General features: G+C 42.0%; 22 protein-coding genes and 2 pseudogenes. 12 read left to right on the forward strand and 12 right to left on the reverse strand.

Annotation, left to right across the window (positions count from 1 at the left end):
• The first annotated feature begins 27 nt into the window (after positions 1 to 27).
• On the forward strand, positions 28 to 870 hold the full coding sequence (locus tag AC3IRT_RS03740) for an RteC domain-containing protein (RefSeq protein ID WP_002993275.1): 843 nt from the start codon (positions 28 to 30) through the stop codon (positions 868 to 870).
• Positions 871 to 988: 118 nt separating this feature from the next.
• Here AC3IRT_RS03740 and AC3IRT_RS03745 read toward each other — a convergent pair whose 3' ends face one another.
• Positions 989 to 1,405 carry a helix-turn-helix domain-containing protein gene (locus AC3IRT_RS03745; RefSeq protein ID WP_002993276.1) on the reverse strand — a complete coding sequence of 139 codons (417 nt, stop codon included), beginning with the start codon at positions 1,403 to 1,405 and terminating at the stop codon, positions 989 to 991.
• Between the two features lie 7 nt (positions 1,406 to 1,412).
• On the reverse strand, positions 1,413 to 1,823 hold the full coding sequence (locus tag AC3IRT_RS03750) for a helix-turn-helix domain-containing protein (protein ID WP_002993277.1): 411 nt from the start codon (positions 1,821 to 1,823) through the stop codon (positions 1,413 to 1,415).
• Between the two features lie 308 nt (positions 1,824 to 2,131).
• Here AC3IRT_RS03750 and AC3IRT_RS03755 point away from each other — a divergent pair, with 308 nt between their 5' ends.
• From AC3IRT_RS03755 to AC3IRT_RS03765, 3 genes are read left to right on the forward strand one after another with little or no spacing between them, the layout of a single operon-like run.
• A complete protein-coding gene (locus tag AC3IRT_RS03755; RefSeq protein ID WP_003010117.1) occupies positions 2,132 to 3,460 on the forward strand; it encodes a TlpA family protein disulfide reductase in 1,329 nt (442 codons plus the stop codon).
• A gap of 13 nt (positions 3,461 to 3,473) precedes the next feature.
• Positions 3,474 to 6,668: a SusC/RagA family TonB-linked outer membrane protein gene (locus tag AC3IRT_RS03760; RefSeq protein WP_380948345.1), complete on the forward strand. Its 3,195-nt coding sequence runs from the start codon at positions 3,474 to 3,476 to the stop codon at positions 6,666 to 6,668.
• A 12-nt stretch (positions 6,669 to 6,680) separates the two neighbouring features.
• A complete protein-coding gene (locus AC3IRT_RS03765; RefSeq protein ID WP_002993280.1) occupies positions 6,681 to 8,030 on the forward strand; it encodes a RagB/SusD family nutrient uptake outer membrane protein in 1,350 nt (449 codons plus the stop codon).
• Between the two features lie 30 nt (positions 8,031 to 8,060).
• Here the strand turns inward: AC3IRT_RS03765 and AC3IRT_RS03770 are convergent, their stop codons facing one another.
• The 10 genes and pseudogenes from AC3IRT_RS03770 to AC3IRT_RS03815 all read right to left on the reverse strand — a co-directional run bounded on the left by AC3IRT_RS03770 (position 8,061) and on the right by AC3IRT_RS03815 (position 15,438).
• Complete coding sequence (locus AC3IRT_RS03770) at positions 8,061 to 8,375, reverse strand: hypothetical protein (protein WP_002993282.1); 315 nt, start codon at positions 8,373 to 8,375, stop codon at positions 8,061 to 8,063.
• Positions 8,376 to 8,509: 134 nt separating this feature from the next.
• Complete coding sequence (locus AC3IRT_RS03775; RefSeq protein ID WP_003010122.1) at positions 8,510 to 8,824, reverse strand: hypothetical protein; 315 nt, start codon at positions 8,822 to 8,824, stop codon at positions 8,510 to 8,512.
• A gap of 4 nt (positions 8,825 to 8,828) precedes the next feature.
• Entirely contained in the window at positions 8,829 to 9,356 is a 528-nt protein-coding gene (locus AC3IRT_RS03780; RefSeq protein WP_002993285.1) for a MauE/DoxX family redox-associated membrane protein, read from the reverse strand.
• A gap of 144 nt (positions 9,357 to 9,500) precedes the next feature.
• Positions 9,501 to 10,445 carry an AraC family transcriptional regulator gene (locus tag AC3IRT_RS03785; RefSeq protein ID WP_002993288.1) on the reverse strand — a complete coding sequence of 315 codons (945 nt, stop codon included), beginning with the start codon at positions 10,443 to 10,445 and terminating at the stop codon, positions 9,501 to 9,503.
• Between the two features lie 335 nt (positions 10,446 to 10,780).
• Positions 10,781 to 11,674, reverse strand: coding sequence for an ORF6N domain-containing protein (locus tag AC3IRT_RS03790; RefSeq protein WP_002993291.1), 894 nt, complete (start codon positions 11,672 to 11,674; stop codon positions 10,781 to 10,783).
• Positions 11,671 to 13,755 (reverse strand): type IA DNA topoisomerase, encoded by a 2,085-nt coding sequence (locus AC3IRT_RS03795; RefSeq protein WP_380948346.1) that lies wholly within the window; start codon positions 13,753 to 13,755, stop codon positions 11,671 to 11,673. The genes AC3IRT_RS03790 and AC3IRT_RS03795 overlap by 4 nt, the downstream gene beginning before the upstream one ends.
• A gap of 2 nt (positions 13,756 to 13,757) precedes the next feature.
• A pseudogene (locus AC3IRT_RS03800) lies at positions 13,758 to 14,081 on the reverse strand (hypothetical protein); the annotation flags it as partial.
• Between the two features lie 43 nt (positions 14,082 to 14,124).
• A complete protein-coding gene (locus AC3IRT_RS03805; protein ID WP_489395111.1) occupies positions 14,125 to 15,171 on the reverse strand; it encodes an IS3 family transposase in 1,047 nt (348 codons plus the stop codon).
• Positions 15,084 to 15,287: pseudogene (locus AC3IRT_RS03810) on the reverse strand (transposase); the annotation flags it as partial. The gene AC3IRT_RS03805 and the pseudogene AC3IRT_RS03810, both read right to left, overlap by 88 nt.
• A gap of 16 nt (positions 15,288 to 15,303) precedes the next feature.
• The gene (locus tag AC3IRT_RS03815) at positions 15,304 to 15,438 is read right to left on the reverse strand and encodes a hypothetical protein (RefSeq protein WP_489396153.1); all 135 of its coding nucleotides are present in this window, start codon (positions 15,436 to 15,438) and stop codon (positions 15,304 to 15,306) included.
• Here AC3IRT_RS03815 and AC3IRT_RS03820 point away from each other — a divergent pair.
• The 8 genes from AC3IRT_RS03820 to AC3IRT_RS03855 are packed head-to-tail and all read left to right on the forward strand — an operon-like array spanning position 15,391 to position 22,013.
• Entirely contained in the window at positions 15,391 to 17,379 is a 1,989-nt protein-coding gene (locus tag AC3IRT_RS03820) for an efflux RND transporter permease subunit (protein ID WP_489396097.1), read from the forward strand. The genes AC3IRT_RS03815 and AC3IRT_RS03820 overlap by 48 nt on opposite strands.
• A 24-nt stretch (positions 17,380 to 17,403) precedes the next feature.
• On the forward strand, positions 17,404 to 18,540 hold the full coding sequence (locus AC3IRT_RS03825) for an efflux RND transporter periplasmic adaptor subunit (protein WP_489395122.1): 1,137 nt from the start codon (positions 17,404 to 17,406) through the stop codon (positions 18,538 to 18,540).
• A 4-nt stretch (positions 18,541 to 18,544) separates the two neighbouring features.
• Positions 18,545 to 19,108: a TlpA family protein disulfide reductase gene (locus AC3IRT_RS03830; protein WP_489395123.1), complete on the forward strand. Its 564-nt coding sequence runs from the start codon at positions 18,545 to 18,547 to the stop codon at positions 19,106 to 19,108.
• Positions 19,109 to 19,146: 38 nt separating this feature from the next.
• Positions 19,147 to 19,725, forward strand: a complete 579-nt coding sequence (locus tag AC3IRT_RS03835; protein ID WP_489395124.1) for a TlpA family protein disulfide reductase — start codon at positions 19,147 to 19,149, stop codon at positions 19,723 to 19,725.
• 17 nt (positions 19,726 to 19,742) lie between these two features.
• Positions 19,743 to 20,372: a TlpA family protein disulfide reductase gene (locus tag AC3IRT_RS03840; protein ID WP_489395125.1), complete on the forward strand. Its 630-nt coding sequence runs from the start codon at positions 19,743 to 19,745 to the stop codon at positions 20,370 to 20,372.
• A 13-nt stretch (positions 20,373 to 20,385) separates the two neighbouring features.
• Entirely contained in the window at positions 20,386 to 20,859 is a 474-nt protein-coding gene (locus AC3IRT_RS03845) for a DsrE family protein (RefSeq protein WP_489395126.1), read from the forward strand.
• Between the two features lie 27 nt (positions 20,860 to 20,886).
• Positions 20,887 to 21,165, forward strand: a complete 279-nt coding sequence (locus AC3IRT_RS03850) for a transposase (RefSeq protein WP_489393147.1) — start codon at positions 20,887 to 20,889, stop codon at positions 21,163 to 21,165.
• Entirely contained in the window at positions 21,162 to 22,013 is an 852-nt protein-coding gene (locus tag AC3IRT_RS03855) for an IS3 family transposase (RefSeq protein WP_489393126.1), read from the forward strand. The genes AC3IRT_RS03850 and AC3IRT_RS03855 overlap by 4 nt, the downstream gene beginning before the upstream one ends.
• Positions 22,014 to 22,338: the final 325 nt, after the last annotated feature.

A 22,338-nucleotide genomic window follows, 5' to 3' on the forward strand; every position in this document is an offset into this window, starting at 1 on the left:
ATATTAATCAGTATCATATTTATCAAAATGAAACGAATGGATAAATTTTACAATGAAACATATCTTAAATTGGAAACAGAAATCCAAGAACTGGAGATTGAAAACGATAACCCGGTACAACGGACAGAAGCCATTATATACCGGATTGTGGAATGTCTGTCCGAAATTAAAGATTATGTTTTGAAACGAGGATTTACAAATGTTGATGAAGAAATCCGATTTTTTAAATATCAAAAGCCAGTCATTGTTTCAAAATTGATTTATTATAATGCCATTTACAAAATCGAGACGAGGAAGCCCTACGGGGCTAAGCGCATTAGAAAATATCTTAAAAAAGAATTGAAGAAGCTAAAAAGGTTTTTCGACAATAACATTGATTTTTATAAATATTACCGAAGCAACAACTCGTTTCTTGACGAGAAAATGTTTGTTCGGGGCAAGCACGATATAAAACTGTGGCTGGATACCTATTATTTTCAGTCCGACCAATCTTTTTCTACTTCCCACGATTATAAGGTAGCCAAGATAATGGCGAATGATTTGATACAGGTGTATCTCGAAGACCAGCTTTACTGCACCTACAAGCGTTTGTTTATAAAACGCACTGCTATTTCGGGGCTGAACTGGACAGGTAGTAAAGCTGCTTTGACAGAACTCATTTACTCCCTATACTACCAAAGCGTTCTCGATAATGGCAATACGGATATTAGGTTGATAGCGGAATATTTTGAAAATGCCTTTAATATTGATTTGGGAAACTTTTACCATACCTATCTCGAAATACGCAACCGGAAACGAAACCGTACCAAATTCCTTGATGCACTGCGGGATAACCTTATTAAGAAAATGGATGAGCAGGAGGAAAAATAATGACAGCGATAGAAAGAGAAACGGCGGACTTGCAGATCCGCCGTTTCTTTTAAAATTCTTCGCTTCTTGGTTACGAGGGAAGCCTGAATCTATCGTTATGCTTTAAAAGATACTTTAGTTATTTCTTATCTTTTGCTTTCTGAAAATGTTCCCGTTCCATTCTCAATAATTCTTCAAACAGCTTGGTTGCCTGCTCAATTGAAAACTGATGATTATTTTCAATTCTTACTGTACCAACCATAGCACCATTTGTCGGTTCAACCTTTTCGTAAAAATTATTAGTATGGTAAAGAACCTGCCCCACATCAAATTTCTTCAAACCCTCTACGCTTACGCCAAGCGCAATAGCTACTTTTTCCAATCGTTCGTCATCCACGTTCTCGGTTTGTTCCAATTTAGATACAGCTTGCTTGGTCACACCCATACGCTCTGCCAAATCCTTTTGCGTAATACCTACCAATCGCCTTGCACTGCCAATTTTTATACCCATGTGGTTTTTCCCCTCCAAATACACGGTTTCTTTTTCTTTTTCCATTGTTATTTTACGAATGATTTTTTTGGTTTATAAATAATTCCAGTTTCTCCCGCTCACTTTGCAACAACCGTTCGTATAACTCGACTACTTTATCTAACGGATTAATATTCTGCGTACTATTCTCACCATGTTGAACAGTACTATCTTTATAACTGTTGATATTATAAATAGCTCGTTCCACATCAAATTTCTTAATGAGGTCAGGGGTTACGCCTAATGCAAAAGCAAATCGTTCCAACATTTCCGGCTCTAAAACAGCTTCCCGTTCTATGGCAGAAATTTGTGGCTGGCTCATACCCAATTCATTAGCAAGCACTTCTTGCTTAATGCCCAAGTAAATACGGATACGCTGCGCATTTCTGCCCTGATGGTTTTCTTCCAGCGTTTCCAAAACGTGTACTTTGTCTTCCTCTTGCATATTTCATTGTCATTTGATAGCGTAAATATAATAAAAGACAACCAAAAAAGCATAATAGACAACCAAAATTACTTCAAAAAAATCTCCATTTCAACGTTATTTGGAACAAATAACTAATAGTGAGAAGATTGACAAACAATTATAAACAATATTACTTCCTTTCCCCAACGGGAGGGATAAAAAGCGATGTTTTGTTCTTCTCAAAGAAATTCAGCCTCCGCTGCATCATCAAAAGCCCGGATTAGCACGTCCTGCAACCATACTCGGAGCAATTAATCATTTCCCAATAACCATAATTTATAAACCCAATGGCGAATAAACTTATTCGTAATAGGATAACGATTTTTATAGCCTGCCATAACCCGGAACTGGTAACGGGCGGCAGGCACTTCCTAATTCTAATTTGTTTCATGTTGTTTGGTGTCGGCATAGCCCGTCCGCAGTCCCGAGAAGTCGGGACTGCAAACAACCAAAACATCACCGCTTTAAACATCGGCGACCAAATCCCTGATGCTCTTTGGAACACACCTTTGCAGGTGGTGAACCACCCGCAGGACAAAAAAAACATCACCCTTGCCGATTACAAAGGCAAGCTGATAATATTGGATTTTTGGAGTACGTGGTGCGGTACTTGTGTAGCTGCATTGCCAAGACTTCACGAACTGGAAAAGGAGTTTAAAGACGATGTTATCATTTTACCGATGACAGACCAGAAAGCCAACGAAATAAAAGCATTCTTAAAGAAGAATCGAGTACTTTCCCGATTAAACTTGTTTTCAGTTACCGATGACAATACATATAAATTCCATTTCCCTTACACCATGTTGCCGCATGAGGTATGGATTAGCAAATCCGGCGAAGTACAAGCTATTACACACTCATCTGATGTAACAAAGGAAAATATTACTTCGGCATTGAAAGGCAATGCAAATAGCATTGCACAGAAAAAGGACAACCTTACCTATGATGACACACGTCCATTACTGCTTAATAATAATGGTGCTGACGGGGATTTTTTTGTTAGCAGAAGTATTATTACGTTAGCCATAGAAGGCATTCCTCGTTCAAATGCTCTACCAAAAGTGAACGAAAAAGATAGCACCTTTCGGGTACTATCTACCAATGCTGACATCCGCCGTATGTACGAACTTGCATTTAGAGAATTGCTAACAATGCCACCTAACCGGACAAAGCTGGAGTTGAAGGAACCATTTTCCGTTTCGGAGAAAAGGTTTTTACAGGATAAGTATTGCTACGAATGGATTGCCCCATTGTCAGTATTGAAGCACTTTCCCCAAAAAGTACAGGCTGACCTCAATTATCACTTTGGCATAAATGGGCGTATGGAAAAACGTAATACAAAATGCTATACCATTAAGATTATAGGGAAAACGACAATAATCCCCAATAAACCCGAAGACCGCTTACAATACCTTTCGGCTTGGGTAAACAAGACCAATAAAGATATACAGCATATTCCTGTTGTAAATGATTTTACTGACCAAAAAATAGCCATCCCAAAAATAGCACATGCTATTGAGGATGTGGAAGCTGTTAACAGGCAACTTAAACCATTCGGTATTGCCATCGTGGAAGATGAAAGAGTGCTGGATTTTTTTGTCATTTCTGAACTATAAACCAAACTACTCAATGAAACGAACAATTACTTTTTTACTCATACTTTTTTCAGTTACCAATACCATTGCCCAAAACATATCCAACATTCGGGGTAAGGTAGTCAATAATGAAAATGGTCAGCCCGTAGCAGGTGCTACGGTCAAATTGTTGAACCGCAGTCAGAATAACACCGTACAAACTGATGAAGACGGAAATTTTGAATTTACAAATAAAGCATTCCCTTTAGCAGTTAGTGTTAGTTACATTGGATTAGCAGATACGACATTTGTCCTTTCTGCTGCTCCACAAAACCCATTGACGGTGCACCTAAATCCGGCAAGCAATACTTTAAGCGAAGTAGTGGTATCCACGGGTATTCAAAAAATACCCAAAGAAAGAGCCACAGGGTCATTTGACCATATCGACAACGAATTGTTTAATCGTCAAATCTCTACCGATGTATTGAGCAGGTTGGACGGTATTGCCAGTTCAGCAATGTTTGATAACAGACCCGGTGTAGGCAGTAACAATTTGAGCATACGAGGTCTAAGCACTATTTTTTCCAATACGAAACCATTAATCATACTGAATAATTTTCCCTACGAGGGCAATATAAATGATATTAACCCGAACGATGTGGAAGATATTACCATTCTAAAGGATGCAACCGCAGCCTCTATATGGGGCGTAAGAGCCGGAAACGGTGTAATCGTTATAACGACCAAGAAAGCCAAACGGAACCAGCCGCCTGCCATATCGTTTAACAGCAATATGACTCTTATTCAAAAGCCGGATATGATGCAACTGCCTTATATGTCTTCTGCGGATTATATAGGTGTCGAAAAAATGCTTTTTGACAATAACTTTTACGATGCCAATGAGCAGTTAGGCTACGTGCCATTATCCCCCGCAGTGGAATTAATGTATAAAAATAAACACGGGTTACTAACCGATGCCGCATTGCAACAAGGGCTGAACGAATTAGCGCAATACGATATACGTCGGGAATTGAATAAATACGTTTACAGGAAAGGGCTAAACCAGCAATATTCCCTAAACGTGAGTGGGCAGAGCGAAAATGTAAGCTATTATCTTTCTGGTGGCTATGATGACAATACCAGCACCACCGATGGAGGTTATAAACGGTATAATCTACGTTCTGACAATACGTTTCGACTTTCCAAAAAATTGAGTTTGGATGCCGCCTTGTTTTTTACCCATACCTTCACAAACGCAGGAAGACCTACCAATTTTTCTTCGTTACCTTATGCCCGTATTGCGGACGAAAATGGAAACGCTTTACCAATAGACCGATATTATCGGTCAAACTATATTCAGGAAACAAAACAAAATGGATTATTAGATTGGACGTATCGTCCATTGGACGAAATAAACCTCATCAACAATAAGCAGAAAACAAACAGCCTGATATTGAATACAGGGCTGAATTATGACATTGGCAAAGGGCTGATTGTAGAAATCAAATACCAATATGAAAACGCACAGGGAGCAGGAAAAGATATACGGAGCATGGCATCCTATTATACCCGTGATAGGATAAATACCTATACACAGGTTGGTACGGATGGAGCGTTATTCCGCCCAATACCTTTGGGCGATATCTTAAATGAATCAACAAACAGCTTCACGTCGCAATCTCTCCGTTTACAACTGAATTACTCCAAAACTTGGGATAAACACCAGCTAACAGGTCTTGCTGGAGCAGAGGCTCGTCAGGCAAACACCACTCTAACACAGTCTACACAATATGGTTATAATCCCCATATTTTGACGACTATCGCAGTTAATTACGATACTGATTATACTTTGTACAGTCCCACAGGTGGAATTGCAAAAATTCCAAATCCATATTTTACATCCGAAACTAACGATAGGTTTATATCCTTTTTTACCAATTGGGCTTATACGTTTGATAACCGCTATAATCTTAACATTAGTGCAAGACAAGATGGCTCAAATCTGTTTGGAGTAAGGAGCAATCAACGGTTTACCCCACTTTGGTCGGTTGGTGGTAGCTGGCATCTGACGAATGAACGGTTTATCAATATTACATGGCTTGACCTGTTGAAGCTAAGGACGACTTTCGGTTATAGCGGTAACCTCAATCGCAATGTTTCGGCTCTGCCCACAATGCGTTATTACAATGGTGGAAATTTAATAAATACGCCTTATGGTGTATTAGTTAATCCACCGAACGAAAATCTTCGTTGGGAAAAGAACGGGCAGTTCAATGTAGGGTTTGACTTTGCTGTTTTAAAACAACGTTTAAGCGGTACATTTGAATACTATCACAAGAAAAATACCGACCTTATTGGTTATATGCCTATCGACCAAACCACAGGTGCAATAGGTTCCTTAAGTAGCCGAGGGTTCACTTATCTTGGAAATTCGGCTTCCATGACCGGAAACGGAATAGATATACAATTGCATATTGTCAATATCCGTAAAGCATTTGAATGGCGGACAGACTTGCTGTACAGTACCGTAAAAACTAAAATAACGGAATATCTTGCCGAGACAAGAGACCTCAATAATTATCTTAATAGCGGATTGGTTATTTCGCCCATCATTGGAAAACCCGCCTATTCTATTTTTGCATTTCGATGGGCTGGTCTTGACCCCGAAACAGGCGACCCTATGGGCTACCTTCATGGCGAAGTAAGCAAAGATTATGCAGCCATCCGCAACGAAACCACACCAGAAGAACTGATTTATTATGGCTCCGCCACTCCTACACATTTCGGTGCTTTAAGAAATACGTTCTCATGGAAAGGGTTAAGTCTTTCATTCAATATCAGCTATAAATTAGGGTTCTATTTCAGGAGAAACAGCGTGTACTATAACGCAATATTCAATGGCACAGGTTCGCATTCGGATTTTAGTCTAAGATGGCAAAAGCCGGGTGATGAAGTCACCACACAGATTCCGTCAATGGTCTATCCGAATAATAACAATCGGGATGGCTATTTTTATCCACGTGCCGAAGTGCTGATTTCAAAGGGAGACAATATACGCTTACAGGACATCAACCTTAGTTACCAAATTAAATCATTGGAAAACAAATGGAAACTGAAAAGATTGGAGGTATTGATGTACGCTACCAATTTAGGGACGATATGGAAAGCGGATAAACATAACGTCGACCCGGAATTTGGAGATTTATCACCACTAAGAACTTTTTCATTTGGTTTAAGAGCAGGCTTTTAAAATTTAGAAACTATGACACGATATATAATAATATTACTGATTACAATAATCACATTTTCAGGATGTGAAAAATATTTGGACGTTAAACCGGATAAATCGCTTGTCGTACCGACCACGGTTGCAGACCTTAGAGCATTATTGTATAACACATCGAGAATGAATAGCTGGTATCCCTCAATTCAGGATGGTGCTACGGATAATCAATTTGTACAAACAGAAAATTTGAATAGATTCACTTCATTAACAGCAAAAAACATCTATACATGGAATGATGATGTATTTAACGATGATGAAACCAACGAATGGTCGATGATGTATGCAGCAATCTACTCATGCAATTTGATTTTGGAGCAGTTGGAGAAAATTGAACCTGTTCCGGTAGAAAAAAACCAAATTGAGGGAGAGGCTTTGTTTTTCCGCTCCTTTGCATTTTACAATGTTGCCCAGCTTTGGGCAAAACCTTATGAGAAAAATACGGCACAAACAGACTTAGGTATTCCACTAAGGTTAAAATCTGATATTGGTGAGAAATCTATAAGGTCATCGGTTGAAGAAACTTATACTAAAATTACCAATGACTTGAACAGGGCTGTTATACTTTTATCCGTCAATAGCCCATATAAAACAACACCAACGAAGCAGGCTGTCTATGGACTGTTAGCCCGCATATACTTATCAATGGAAGACTATGATAAAGCACTATCTTACGCAGACACTTGTTTAAGCTATTCAGATGCTTTACTTGATTACAATACATTAACAATGGGGTCGGCAACCTCATTCCCGATACCTCGCTATAATGAAGAAATAATTTTTCATGCTAACGATTTTGGGCGTATGGTGATGAGCATTACCTATGGAAGAATTGATAGCAACCTATATAAGTCTTATGAATCGAACGATATTAGAAAAACAGCTTTCTTTAGAAACAGAGCGGGCTATTATTCCTTTAGGGGAAATTACGATGGCAATTCAGGAATGTGGTTTGCCGGAATTTCTACCAACGAAATCTATCTGATAAAAGCTGAATGTGAAGCAAGAGCAGGAAATATTACCACGGCTTTACAGACCGTAAACGAACTATTAAAAAATCGCTATAACAGTACATTTATTCCATTCAGTTCGGACAATGATGAAACTGTATTAAGGTTTATCTTGGATGAGCGAAGAAAGGAATTAATATGGCGGGGATTACGGTGGTCGGATTTAAGACGATTGAACAAGGACAGCCGTTTTTCAAAAACGATAACAAGAAATATTGATGGAAAGATTTATACATTAGAGCCAAACAGTCCAAAGTATGTCTTGCCCATACCCAATAGTGTGATACTTAACAACGGTATGCAACAAAACGAGCGGTAACAAGGTTCAGCATAATACCGCAAATAATTATTATTCTATCCTTGTATATATAGACGAAATAACTGTATTCATATCAGGGTGTTCAGTATCTCCAATGAGTGGTTTTGCCTTAATAGCACACAATATATCATTTCCCGTTATACACGGAGGTGCTGTACTACCATTTTCATTAACAAGTGCGAAATTTTCTGGGTTGGAGATGTTACCATCTCCCGTTTCATCTGTATAGGCAAACCATTTTTCTCCAGCAAGACTGGCGTTTTTCATTACCGAAAAGGACATTGTTACAGATGCAATGGTTACCGCTGCCAGTGCAAATAGGTTATTTTTTATTTTTTTCATCATTTTAAAATTTTGAGGTTGAAGAAATGGTCTTTTCCTTTGGATGATTAAATCTAATTAACGAAAGTATTCTCTAAATAGAGTGTGAACATGGGATAATCCTTGTTCACACTCTTTCAAATTATTTACTGAAAAAGCTATTGCAGCTTTCTTTCTCTGTCGTCAATAACAGTACCTAAATTGGGATGTTCTTCACCACCAATCATCACAGGTTGAGCCTTAACCGCACAGATTTCGTCACTTCCTTCAGGACACGTAGGCGGATTAGCGCCATCACTTGGCGTGAGTATATAATTTTCAGGATTGTTGGGATTTCCATCTCCGGTTTCATCAGTGTACTCAAACCATTTTTCTCCTGCAAAACTGGCGTTTTTCATCACGGTAAACGACATGGTTACAGCTGCAATGGCTATTGCTACTACAGCAAATAGGTTCATTTTTAATTTTTTCATCGCTTTAAAATTTTGATGTTAAAAAATACTTTTTTATATGTCTTTTGGCAGACGCGCCCTCGGTAGCTTCGCCTCCGGCGTTGCTACCTCGTAATTTATGCCATAAGTAAAGCCCCAAAATGCTTAGGGAAAGGAAAAAGAGATTAAAGAAAAAATGCTGTGTCCAGTTCATACCACTTATCACCGAACCACACCCGCATGGTAATTTTTCCCATGCACCCATAAGAGCCACAGCGATATATGCTGTAAAAGCGGTCATTAATACGGTAGATAGTATTAGACCTGCTTTGCGATACTTTTCCATTACCAATGCCAGCACTGTTATTAACTCCAATGCCGGGAGCGAGTATATTAGGATATATCCTATGCTATCTGAAAAAGGTTGGCGGAGAATGCCTCCTTTAAACGCTGTAAAGTCTGTTATTTTATCGATGCCTACGGGTATCCAAAGAAGCAGCAAAAGAATAATAACGACATTGAGTGTTATCCGTTTTCTTTTGATTTGGTTTTGATATGTAGCTGCTGTTTCCATTGTCTTTGTATCTTAATGATGGTTATCACCATCCTTTGATACAAAGTTCATCAAAGCCGTAAGCGTGTGAAAGACAAAATCGGTAAATATTGAGCAACTTTGTGTAAGAAATTTTCCGATTTTATCAATTTCGGGGAAATTCCGTTACCTGCGTTTCAGGTATTGCTCTAAAGCAGTACGAAATGGACGTTCATTGGTGTAGCCAACTTCCATATATACGTCTTTTATAGCTTTCCCTTGTTTTTCGATGAGGAACAAGGCGTGAGAAATGCGCAATTCGGTAATAAAATCCTGTACGCTTATGTGGTACTGGCGTTTGAAGATATTGAGCAAAGTACGTTCCGTAACGAAAAAGTATTCTGAAAGGAATTTTATGGTAAGCGCATTATCACAATAATGTTCCTGGATATAGGCTTTGATTTTATAAGCAAGGTCGGCTTTTTGGTCTTCTAACATTGTGTCGTAATGCTCCAGAAGGTAGCTGATATACTTGCGGAGATTGCCATCCAATGCCCCGATATTGGTCTGTGAATAACTGTATATTTTATACAGCCATCGGTGTATCTTCCTGTCCATCCTGCATTGGTACATGGTGTCGTAGGTGCGGTTATCGTGTTTAAAACGATGCAGGACGTTTTGGATATTAGGGTAGTTATGGTACATGCTTTCTATCCATTCAGGCAAAATACTTACCACGAGACAGATATGCATGCCTTTTTGGGCATAGGCGAAATACCTGCCCGAATCGTAATAGGACATGAGGAAGCTGTTAGGCTGCGTTTTTATAATCGGCTTACGGCTTTCAGTCATATACAACAATGTGCCTTTGAGCATAAAATAAAGGTACAGTTGCCGCTCTTGAATGTCGAAAGGAATATAAACAGGGTTGCTTACATTAAGCTGCACTAAATCTATAAAAAAAGGACTGTTTTTAATTTGCTGGCTCAATAGTTCATAATACGGCAGCGTAAAGCCCTGCCTTTGGACAGCGAAAGGTAATGGGTATTTGCTCCACTCCGGGAGGTCGTTGGGATTGGCTATCCACCTTTTAAATTCGCTTTCTATTTTTAGGATATAAGGTATTTCCATAGGCGGTAATTTATTCTCCTATCGGATGCCTTAATAAATTCCGCCCTCTTACTTCAATTCCACTTTTACGGTAAGGGGTTCCTGTAATCAAACGGATGGAATTTGATATAGGCTATACAAATCTGAACCATTCAAATGAATAAAAAACCCAAGTTGGGTAGAACTTGGGTAAAATTTTTTTTCAAACAATTGAAGCAAGTGGGAAAGAAAGTGTACCGGGGCGTGCCACCGTCTGCATTTAACCACCGCACAGAGGACGACCCAAAAATGCAACCGGGTCGGGCTATCCGCTATATCTTTTGCGGATCTTAAAGGACCACAAAAGGATGTCGCTGCTATCCCTCACGCAATATGCCATTTAGTAAACTAATCATCTTACTTGCCTCTGCGCTCATTTTGGAAAAGGCAAACCATTTCCTACCCAAATCCTTTAGTGATGCGCCGATGTGGTATAGTTCCGTACCGTCAATAATGAGGAAACGGTCATGGGCATGGGCAAATGCGTGTACATTGATAGCCGGATATTGACTGTTGTAGCGTTGTAAATCGAGTTGTAATTGATTACTGATATTTTTGGTGTAAATAGTGGCAGATACGGATTGCCCACGCTTTCCGAGTAGCGTTAGCACCGTATCATCCACATAGTTGTCTATAAGGATAATTGACCTTTGTGCGCTCCGTATAATATCGGCGACAAAGGTATAGGCATCAAATATCTGCCCGTCATAGAAAATACCTTTATCACTGTGCAGCTTCCCGCTTTCCAAAGCCTTAAAGATTTCCTCAAATTTGCCGTCCGCTTCAATCTGTTTGAGTTCGATTTTATCCATCCGGGAGAACAATGCGGCATTTCCGATTAACAATCTGCGCATTTCCACAAAGGCATTCATAATCTCGATGCTGACCTTTACAGCTATCTCGCTGCGCAAAACGGCGGACAGCATGGCGACCCCTTGCTCGCCAAAAACATAGGGCAGGTAACGCCTGCCGCCGTAATTTAAACTTGAGGTTCCAATTTGGAACCTCAAGTTTTCAGCTTCTTCTTCTGTTAATTGAAAGCAGAATGATTGGGGAAACCGCTCTATGTTTCTTTTTACGGCTTTGTTAAGGTTTTTTGTTTCGACCTGGTACAACTTGGCAAGGTCGCTGTCCAACATAACCTGTTTGCCCCGTATTGTGTAGATAAGGTTTTCTATTTCCTTTCGGCTTATGATTGCGTTGCTGTTCATCTCTTTTTATATGTGCTGTTGTCAAATTCAAACGATGTTTCATAGGTATCTTTCAGTACGATACGGGCATCAAACTTTTTGCCTGCTTTGCTTTTCATCCCTTTGATAAGGCTGGTCGTTCCTTTGTTTACGAGGTTCTCCACTTCGTTAAGGCTCAACCGTACCCCGCAGATATTGCGGAACAAAAGCCAGTTGCACGCTTCATCGGGACATTTGACCACCTTATCCCTGATGAGCAGTTTATGGGCTTTGCACTTTTGGCAGGTCAGTTCGTGCTGCTTTTCGCCCGCAATGCTGATGCTCAACAGTTCCTGCGTAACGGCCGAGGCGTAGGCTTCCATGGATTGGTGAAAATCCATAGCATCTGCCTCGTTGTTTTCAATCTTCTGCAAAGCCATTTCCCATTCGGCGGTCATAGCTACATCGGCAATTCTTTTGTCCTTTACAGCATCATAAACCTGCAATCCTTTTTCGGTAGGAACAAGGGATTTCTTTTCACGCTTGATATAATCCCGCTTAAAAAGCGTTTCGATTATTGCCGCTCTTGTAGCGGGTGTTCCAATGCCAATGCCTTGCAAGGCTTTACGCTCATCTTCATTCGCTATTTCCTTTCCGGCATTTTCCATTGCCGACAATAGTCCGGCTTCGGTAAACAGCACAGGTGGTTTTGTTTTCTTTTCCAAACAGGAGGCTTCTTTGATTTTCAATTCACCGCCTTTTTTCAGTTCGGGCAAATCCTGTATCGGTTCGGTATCTTCGTCCGAAAATGTTCCTTTGATCGAACGCCAGCCCGCTTCCAAAACTTTACAGCCTTTTAGCATAAAATCGTAGTGTGATACTTCCAATGCTATATCCGTTATTTCTTTAATGCAAGGCTGAGAGATAGCTTCGAGCAGTCGAAAGGCAATCATATCATAAACCTTTGTTTCGTCGGCATTGAGTGCAGACGGCACTTTGTCCGTGATGAGTATTCCGTGGTGGTCTGTTACACGCAGGTCATTCACGACACGTTTATTGAAGCGACCCCATTTTAATTTAGAAATAGCTTGCTTAAAGTTATCATTGTCCTGTAACGCTCTTACAAGATTAGGTATCTCACTCCACATATCTTCGGGTATATATTTGCTTCCGGTACGTGGATAGGTAATAAATTTCTTTTCATAAAGGTTCTGGGCAATATTGAGTGTTTGCTCTGCCGACAGGTTCAGCTTTTTATTGGCTTCTTTTTGCAAGCCTGTGAGATCAAAAAGCAAGGGGGGTTGCTCCGTGGTGTTTTTGTTTTCCACAGATATGACCGTTGCGGTTCCGTGTCTTTGGACCAGTCGTAATGTATCTTCCGCAAGCTTTTGTTCGTTCCATTTGGTTTTTGAGATACTCTTAAAATCAATATCCTCTTTGCGGTGCAATAGCTGAATTTGCCAATACTTTTTAATAGCGAAATTTTTATTTTCCAGATAGCGTTTACAAATCAAAGCCAATGTAGGTGTTTGCACCCTGCCCAGCGAATAAATGCCGTTGCCAGCGGCTATACTCAATGCCTGTGTCGCATTGATGCCGATCAGCCAATCGGCACGGCTTCTGCCTTGTGCAGCCTGAAATAAGCCGTCAAATTCTTTACCGTCTTTCAGGCTGTCAAACCCTTGCTTGATTGCTTTTTCAGTAAGCGAGCTTATCCAAAGCCGCTGAAAGGGCTTACGGCATTTCAGATATTCATAAATGTACCGAAAGATAAGTTCACCCTCACGACCTGCATCGGTAGCTACGATAATACTGTTGCTTTTATGGAATAGCTCCTTGATGACTTTCAGTTGCTTTAATGCTCCAGTATCGACTGTATAACCTTTGTCTTTTTTGACCTTACGAACAGTCAAAATAAACGGATTCGGGAGTATCGGCAAGGAAGCCTTGTCAAATCCCGAAATCCCATAATCTTCGGGCATTCCCAAACCGATAAGGTGTCCGAATGCCCACGTAACGAAATAGCCATTGCCCGTTAGATAACCGTCCTTTTTTTCGGAAACACCCAACAAGCCGGCTATTTCCCTTGCTACGCTTGGTTTTTCTGCGATAATTGTTTTCATACCTAACTAACTTTCCTACCCTTTGATTTTGCAGGTGCTTTGGGTTTGTTCTGTTGCTCCTGTTGCTTTTCGTTTTTCGGTCTTTGCTGCCCTTTCTGTAGAGGCTCTTTGATATTCTTGGTCGCTTCGTTGGTCTTGCCCTCGGAATTGACGGCAATCTGCGTTTTATGGGCTTCTGTAGGTTTTATCCGTTCCTTGTATTGGTTGGGAAACTCAAAGTTGGTTTTTCCTGTTTCCTTGTTGAATGTGATATAGCCGTTATAAGTTTGCCCTTTCTTATCGACCAAATTCGGAATGTAAACTGTTTGACCGTCTTTGAACTTGTTGTATTGTTCATCTGGAACTGCAACTAAAAATGAGAGACTTTTTTTACGCTGCTAGTTTTTCTTTGTTCAGCAGCATTTCTTCCATTTGCTTAGGTGTTTTATACCCTAATGCCGAATGTGTTCTTCTGGTATTGTAAAAGCCTTCAATATATCCGAATACCTCTAATTTAGCGGACTGCTGATCAATAAATCTTCTGTGGTAGACCATTTCAGCTTTTAGTGATTTGAAGAAGCTCTCAGCCACCGCATTATCCCAACAGTTTGCCTTCCTACTCATACTCTGGGTTATATTATTATCCCTGAGTATCGATTTAAATTCGTCACAGGCATACTGAACCCCTCTGTCGGAGTGAAAGATCAGTCCATTCTTGGGAGCTCTGTTCCCAACAGCCATGTTCATGGCGGCTACCGAGGTGTTTTCAGCTGTCATATCGGTGCTCAAAGACCACCCGATCACTTTTCTGTCCGCCAGATCAATAACGGTTGTCAAATAAAGCCAGCCCTTGCTGGTATGGATATAGGTGATATCGCCGACCCACTTTTGCGACAGGGTATCCGCTGAAAAATCTCTTTGGAGGAGATTTTCAGCTATCCGATAGCCATGGCTGGAATCTGTTGTCACCTTATACTTCTTTTTCACTTTACTGCGTATACCATGTTTCTTCATCAACCTTGCTACATAGGATCTGGAAACCGGGTCTCCAGCTTTATGCAGTTCAGCTGTTATTCTTGGGCTGCCATATATACAATCACTCTCCTTGTGTATTTTTTGTATTTTCTCAACAAGTATTTTAACCCGCTGTTCACCAGGGGACTCTGGAGAAACCAACCAGCGGTAAAAACAACTAGCGCTAACACTAAATACATCGCACATCTTCTCTACGGAATATACCTCTCGATTCGCTGCTATGAACCGGTATATGGACCGTCTCCCTTGGAGAAGATGGCGATGGCCTTTTTTAAGATGTCGCGCTCTAGCTCCGCATCTTTTAGTTTTTTGCGCAAAACCCTCAACTCCTGCTCCTGGGGGCTTATCTTGGGGTTGTCCGGAAGAACTTTGTTGCCATTGAAACGTGGGTTCCTGCGCCATTTACTGAGCAAACTGGGATCGATATCCAGCTCCTTGGCCACTTCCGAAACTGAGCCTTTCACAATACTCAGCTCAACAGCCATTATCTTAAACGAATCATCAAATTTTCTATGCATATCATCAAATTTAAAATTACTGATTAAATCTGTCTCGCACTAAAGGTAGCAACTCCAGACCATCAATATTATGACGTTGAGCGGTCTTGCGCTGTCCATCGGTATTCTCGTTGATGAAGCCACGGTAACCATAGAGAACATACACCAGCATATGGAAATGGACAAGCCCAAACAGCGGGCGATTGTGGATGCCCTGCTTGAAATCTCCATCCCTAAATTGCTGATATTGCTCTGTATCCTTGCGGTGCTGACCCCTGCTTTTATTATGACGGGCATCCCAAAAGATATGTTTATGCCTTTGTCAATGGCGGTTGCCTTTGCGATGATAGCTTCCTTTCTGGCTTCGCAGACCTTTGTGCCGATACTGGCAAACTGGATGATGAAGAATAAGCACAACACCGATGCCGATATACCGAGGAAGCGGGCTTTCTTCGATAAGTTCCGGGTCAACTATTCCTACCGGATGCGCAAATGGCAGGGCAAAGCCGTACCGCTTTTTATCGTATATGTGCTGGTCGCTGGCGCTGTTGCAGGTATTCTGTTGACCGTCGTGGGTACGGACGTCATGCCCGTTTCCAATAACGGCGATTTTCAAGTCCGCATAGACGCCCCGCCGGGTAGCCGGCTTGAAAAAACAGAGCAGATTGTCAAAGAGATTACCGAGGATATTAAAGCGGAACTGCCCGAAGATGGATTGAAAATTACCTCCGCATTTGTGGGGATGCACCCCGCAAGTTCGCCTATCAACCCCATATTCCTTTTCAGTAACGCTTCCCACGAAGCCATATTGCAAATATCCGTCAATCAGGACCTGTATGGCGGTTCAATGGAAGACTTCAAGGAGAAAGTCCGCAATAAGATTATCAGGAACCACCCCGAAGTCGCTTTCAATTTTGAACCAATGGAACTGACCGAAAAAATTATGGGTCAGGGAGCGATGACACCTATTGAGGTAAAGGTAGGCGCAGGTCAGGTAAAGGGGGCTTTTGCACACGCATCAAAGATTGAAGCTAACCTGAAAAAAGTGCCGTACCTGCGGGATGTCCGCATTGCGGAACCCATCGCCTATCCGAGTATGGAAGTCGAGGTCGATCGTGACCTTGCCGGGCAGTTCGGTCTGACGATGCAGGATATTACACGCAGCCTTGTTACGGCTACCTCATCTACCCGTTTCACGGACAAAAACCTTTGGATAGACCCGCGGTCGGGATTGGTATTCCAGACACAGGTACAAATACCCGAGGGGATTATGTCGCAGGAACGATTGCGTTCGCTTCCGCTGAAAGCCGGAAGTCTTCGCCCAGTATTAGAGGATGTGGCGACCATACGCAGGGTTACGGCTCCGGCGCAGGTAAACCGCAAGGGGCCGAACCGCTATGTAACCATCGTTGCCAATGTCTACGGCAAGGATTTGGGTATGGCTTCACGGGCGGTAAAACAATCCATCAAAGATGTGGGAGAACCGCCCCGTGGGACTATCGTATGGACAGAGGGAACATTGCAGTTGCTGGATGATACGTTGGGCAGCCTTTTGGCAGGTTTGGGCGTAGCCATTATCGCCATATTCCTGATGCTTTCCGCTTATTACCAATCGTTCAAAGTACCACTCATCATCCTTTCGGTATTGCCTGCCGTGATTGCAGGCAGCTTGATCATGCTATTCCTCACGGGCAGTACGCTCAACCTGCAATCCTATATGGGTATCATTATGTCGCTTGGAGTATCGGTTTCCAATGCGGTGCTATTGGTCAATCAGGCTGAATTTTACCGGAAAAAAATGGCATTGAAACCGCTCAACGCCGCAAGGCTAGCGGCTTCGTCAAGGTTAAGACCTATACTGATGACGGCGGCGGCGATGCTTGCCGGGATGTTGCCGATGGCAATGGGCTTGGGCGACGGAGCGGAACAGGTAGCCCCTTTGGGCAGGGCGGTAATCGGCGGGCTGATTGCCTCCACCGTAACCATCCTGTTATTGGTTCCGCATTTCTTTTCTTCGCTGATGTCGAGGACTTCCATTGTCAGCCCGTCGCTAGACCCTGATGATGCAGATAGCAGGTATTATACAGTACAATCCGGTAAACAAACGATATAACAAACTTTTAAAAAATAGAATAAAATGTATCACACCATTTCAATCAATAGAAAATCAACAACCCTACTGGCACTGATCGCATCGCTGGTATTGTTGCTTTCGGCTTGCTCACAAAAGGAGCAGGAAAAAGGACAGGCACAAAAGGAGCAGCCTAAACCCGGGAACTATAAAACGGCTCCCGTACAGGTCATCAATCCCGAATACGAAATATCCGTTCCGGCAGAACTCAAACCTTTCGAGCAGGTAGCGGTGTATGCAAAGGTCACAGGCTTTGTAAAACAACTATACGTTGACCGTGGCGACAGGGTGCGCAAAGGGCAGCTTTTGACGGTGCTGGAAGCCCCCGAAATGCAGCAGCAGTACCTTTCCGATAAATCTACAGAGCAAAAGGTTTATAGTGATTACCTCTATGCAAAACAGGCTTATGACCGATTGGTAACAGCTTCCAAAACAACGGGAGCGGTAGCGGACATTGAACTCGACAGGGCTAAAAGTGCGATGGAAAGCGCAAAGTCCGCTTATGATGCTTCCAAAGCGGGTACCGCGCATGCCTCGCAGTTGTCGCAGTATCTGCGCATTACGGCACCATTTGACGGCGTGATTATCCAAAGGAATGTTTCGGTCGGCGCATTGGCGGGAACCCGGAGCAATACGCCATTATTTATGATGGCGCAGCGCAATAAGCTCCGCCTGACCTTATCCCTGCCCGAAAAACACGCTTCATCCGTTCGCCAGGGTATGCCCGCAACATTTTCCGTAAGCTCACAGCCAGGTAAGATCTTTGGTGCCAAACTTTCCCGTACGTCAGGTTTGCTCGACCAGCAAGACCGTTCACTTACATTGGAGTTTGATGTGAGCAACCCGTCAGGCGATTTACAGGGCGGCGACTATGCGCAGGTCAAGCTAAAGTTAAAGCGTAAAAGCCCGTCCAATTGGGTACAGAGCAAGAGCGTATTGAACACGCAGTCGGGAGCGTATGTACTGACGTTGAAGGGCGATGAAGTAAGACGGATTGCCGTAAGCGAGGGCATTCGTTTAGATACGCTGACAGAGGTTTTCGGCAACCTTTCTCCAGCCGACAAAATCATTATCAAACCATCGGAGGAAATCAAAGAGGGTAAAACCGAGCCTGCGAGCTCATCGAAGATAATAAACAAATAGGATTATGAACGCATACATCAAAAGAATAGCCTTTCTCCCGCTAATGGTCATTACGGGATGGGCATACGCATCAGTGAACGGAAATGGCATTGACGGAAAAACGACCGCAAATCAAGTCACTATTGGCGAACGGCCATCAGTGTCCTGTGCGCAGAAAATACCTGATTTGAAGTTCAAAGACGAAAACGGCAAAAGCATATCCCTGAAATCACTGAAAGGAAAGGTGGTCTTCATCAATCTTTGGGCGACTTGGTGTCCGCCTTGTATTCACGAAATGCCCTCCATCAATGAACTGCGGAAGACCTTTAAGGACAATAAGGATTTGGTGTTCCTGATGGTCGATGTGGACGGGAATATGGAACGGTCAAAAAAGTGGATGAAGAACAAAAAGTTTGACCTGCGCGTCCACGTTCCCGATGGCGAAATACCCCGTGAGCTTTTTACAGGTTCTATCCCGACCACGATTATAGTGGATAAGCAAAACAATATCATAGGCAGGCAGGTCGGCGGTGCAGACTATTCTTCAAAGGAAGTGGTTGACCTGATAAAGAAGTTATTGAATGAATAGAAAAATGAGATTTATAAAAAACGATAAAAGAATTTGTTATGAAAATACAGTTTAAAAATCTGGCGGTTCGTTCCGGGATGTTCATCATCACAGCCATTGCGCTGGAAGCCTGCGGAAATACGGACAGGAACAAAGCGGACAAGGCAGAGAACTGGAATACCCCGACGGCAGGAGTCACTGGGGCGCAAGCTCCGGCTTCGACAGCTTCAGATCTTTCCTTTACGGACAAGGATGGTAAAACCGTTTCATTAGGCGCATTAAAGGGAAAGGTCGTATTCATCAATTTTTGGGCGACGTGGTGTCCGCCCTGCATTCACGAAATGCCCTCCATCAACACCCTAAGACAGTCATTCAAGGCTAATGACGACATCGCGTTCCTGATGGTGGATGTGGACAACAAGATGGAAAAATCCACCGCCTTTATGGAGAAGAACAAGTATGATTTACCCGTCTATGTTCCTGCCGGGGATATTCCGCCGGATTATTTGGGAGGCTCCATTCCCACAACGGTCATACTGGACAAAAGCGGGGATATGATAGCCCGCATAGAGGGCGGCAAGGATTATACAAGCCCCGAAATGGTGCAAGCCCTCAATGAATTGGTCGAAAGCAACTAACAGGTAAAAACGGAATTATGTTGAACAATAAAGAGCTTGAAAAAAAGAAACTGCCTGCAGATAAATTCTGGCAGTACCTGAAGAAAAATGCCTTTACTATCCTGATGGTATCTGCCATCGGAATATTGCTGATAAGCCCCGATGCAAAATCGTTCCTGCTTCGGCAGTTAATGGCAACAGGGCTTTTTAATCCGAGTATGGATAAACCGGAAGCGGGAATGGCGAGCCAGGCTAATGCAGATTTTGATTTTACGGACGGAAAGGGAAGCGTTCAAAATACCTCGTCATTAAGGGGCAAGGTCGTGTTCATCAACTTTTGGGCATCGTGGTGTCCGCCCTGCCGGGCTGAATTTCCCTCCATTGAAACGCTTTATACGAAGTTCAAGGACAACCCCGATATATACTTCCTGACCATCAACGAGGACAACGACTCCGCAACGGGTAAGGCATATCTGGACAAGGAAAAGTTTTCAGTACCAATGTATCAGTCCAAGGGTACTGTTCCGGCAGAAGTGTACTCCGGTTCATTGCCCACTACGGTCGTACTGGATAAGAATGGAAAAGTCAGGTTTCATCACACGGGATTTGCCAATTACGCATCCGACAAATTCGTGAAACAGATAGCGGAATTAATTAATGAACAATAAAACGAAAAATAAAATGAAAAAACTACAAACCCTGCTGATAGCTGTATTGTGCCTTACGTCCATCGGCGTTTTTGCACAACAAAAATCAGATACCGTTTTTGAGCCTGCAAAAGCATACAAAAAGCATTACAACGCACTCTATATCCTGAACGAAGCGGACGATAAAAAAGTAAGGGGCATACTTCGCAATATCAATAACGTACTGACCGACCCAAGACTGAAAGGCAAACTGCATATAGAGGTAATCGCATTTTCAGACGGTGTGGAAATGTACAAGAAAGCCAACAGCTATCAGGAATTATTACTTGCGCTGAAAAGCAAAGGCGTTGTATTCGCCCAATGCGAAAAGACGATGGCTGAGCGAAAGATTGAGAAGAAAGAGTTGTTTAATTTCGTGAACTACGTTCCTAGCGGTAACGGGGAAATTATATTAAGGCAATATGAGGGTTGGGCAATCTATAATACTCCCCAAATATTGGACAGCTGATTAAATTCGATAATTTAACAGTTGAAAATGAAAAAAGAGCGTAGAAAATTCAGTCCGGTTTTCAAGACCAAAGTAGTCTTAGAAGCCCTTAAAGAAGTTAGTACCATGCAGGAACTTGCTTCCAAATACAGCCTTCATCCCACACAGATCACCGCTTGGAAACGGGAATTTCTGGAGAAAGCTGACACGGTGTTCGGTTCAGAGAAACCTACACAGAAAGAAGAGTCTAAAGAGAAAGAACTTTATTCCAAGATTGGTGAACTTCAGATCCAAGTTGATTTCTTAAAAAAGGTATTGGGGAAATGAGCATGATTGAAAGGCGCGGACTTGTTTCCCCAGGATATAAACCGCTAAGTATTGTGGGGCAGTGTAAGCTGCTGAATCTTCAGCGTAGCTTCTATTATTTCAAGCCTAAAGGTGAATCCTTGTTGAATCAGTCCATCATGAAGCTAATTGACCGCAAGTTTCTGGACTGTCCATTTTACGGTGTGGAACGGATGACTGCGTATCTCAACAAAGATCTAGGGTATCGTATAAATGCCAAGCGCGTACGGCGTTTATATCGGCTAATGAGCCTTCGGACCATTTACCCAAAGAAGAACCTAAGTAAAGCAAATGCAACACATTACAAATACCCGTACTTACTCAAAGGCTTAAAGATAGAGCGGCCAAGCCAAGTTTGGCAGGCCGACATCACTTATATTCCTATGTTTAGAGGCTTCATGTATATGTTCGCCATTATAGATGTGTATAGTCGAAAGATTGTGGGGTGGAGTATCTCTAATACCATGACGGTGGAATGGTGCAGGGATGTGCTGTTGGAAACAATAGCAGAGCACGGCACTCCTGAAGTATTCAATACCGATCAGGGTTCACAATTTACCAGTCCGATCTTTACCAAAGTCCTCAAGGATAATCGTGTGAGTATATCAATGGATGGAAAAGGAAGAGCGCTGGACAACGTGTTTATCGAAAGGTTCTGGAGGTCATTGAAGCAGGAATACATTTATTTGAACCCACCTAACGGTGGCATGGAGTTATTCCAAGGTGTGAAAAGGTATGTCGAATTTTACAATACGGAAAGAAGACATCAGTCTATGGACCATTTTACCCCAAATCAGGTATTCTATCAAAATAATAAAAAAGTGTCGTAAATAAACTTAAGTTTGAACTATTGCTGTCCAGCAAAAAGGGAGTACTATAATCGTCCACCCGTAGTAAAAAATATTTTAGATATAAAATTCAAATTATGCAATTGTAAGCGGGTTTTAAGCATCATAGATGCTTATGGTAATGCTTTTAGCAATACTTACAATAAGCAAAGTAAAACGCTTGTTCTTAAATCGAAGATACTATACCAAACAAAATAGTGTCTCACAAAAGGAATGTAATTATATATCACAACGCAATTTTCTTTAATTTCTTATATCTTATGTTTGTCATATTAAAAGCTAATTAAAAATTATGTGATATGAAGAT

The organism is Sphingobacterium sp. KH_072 (assembly GCF_057837975.1).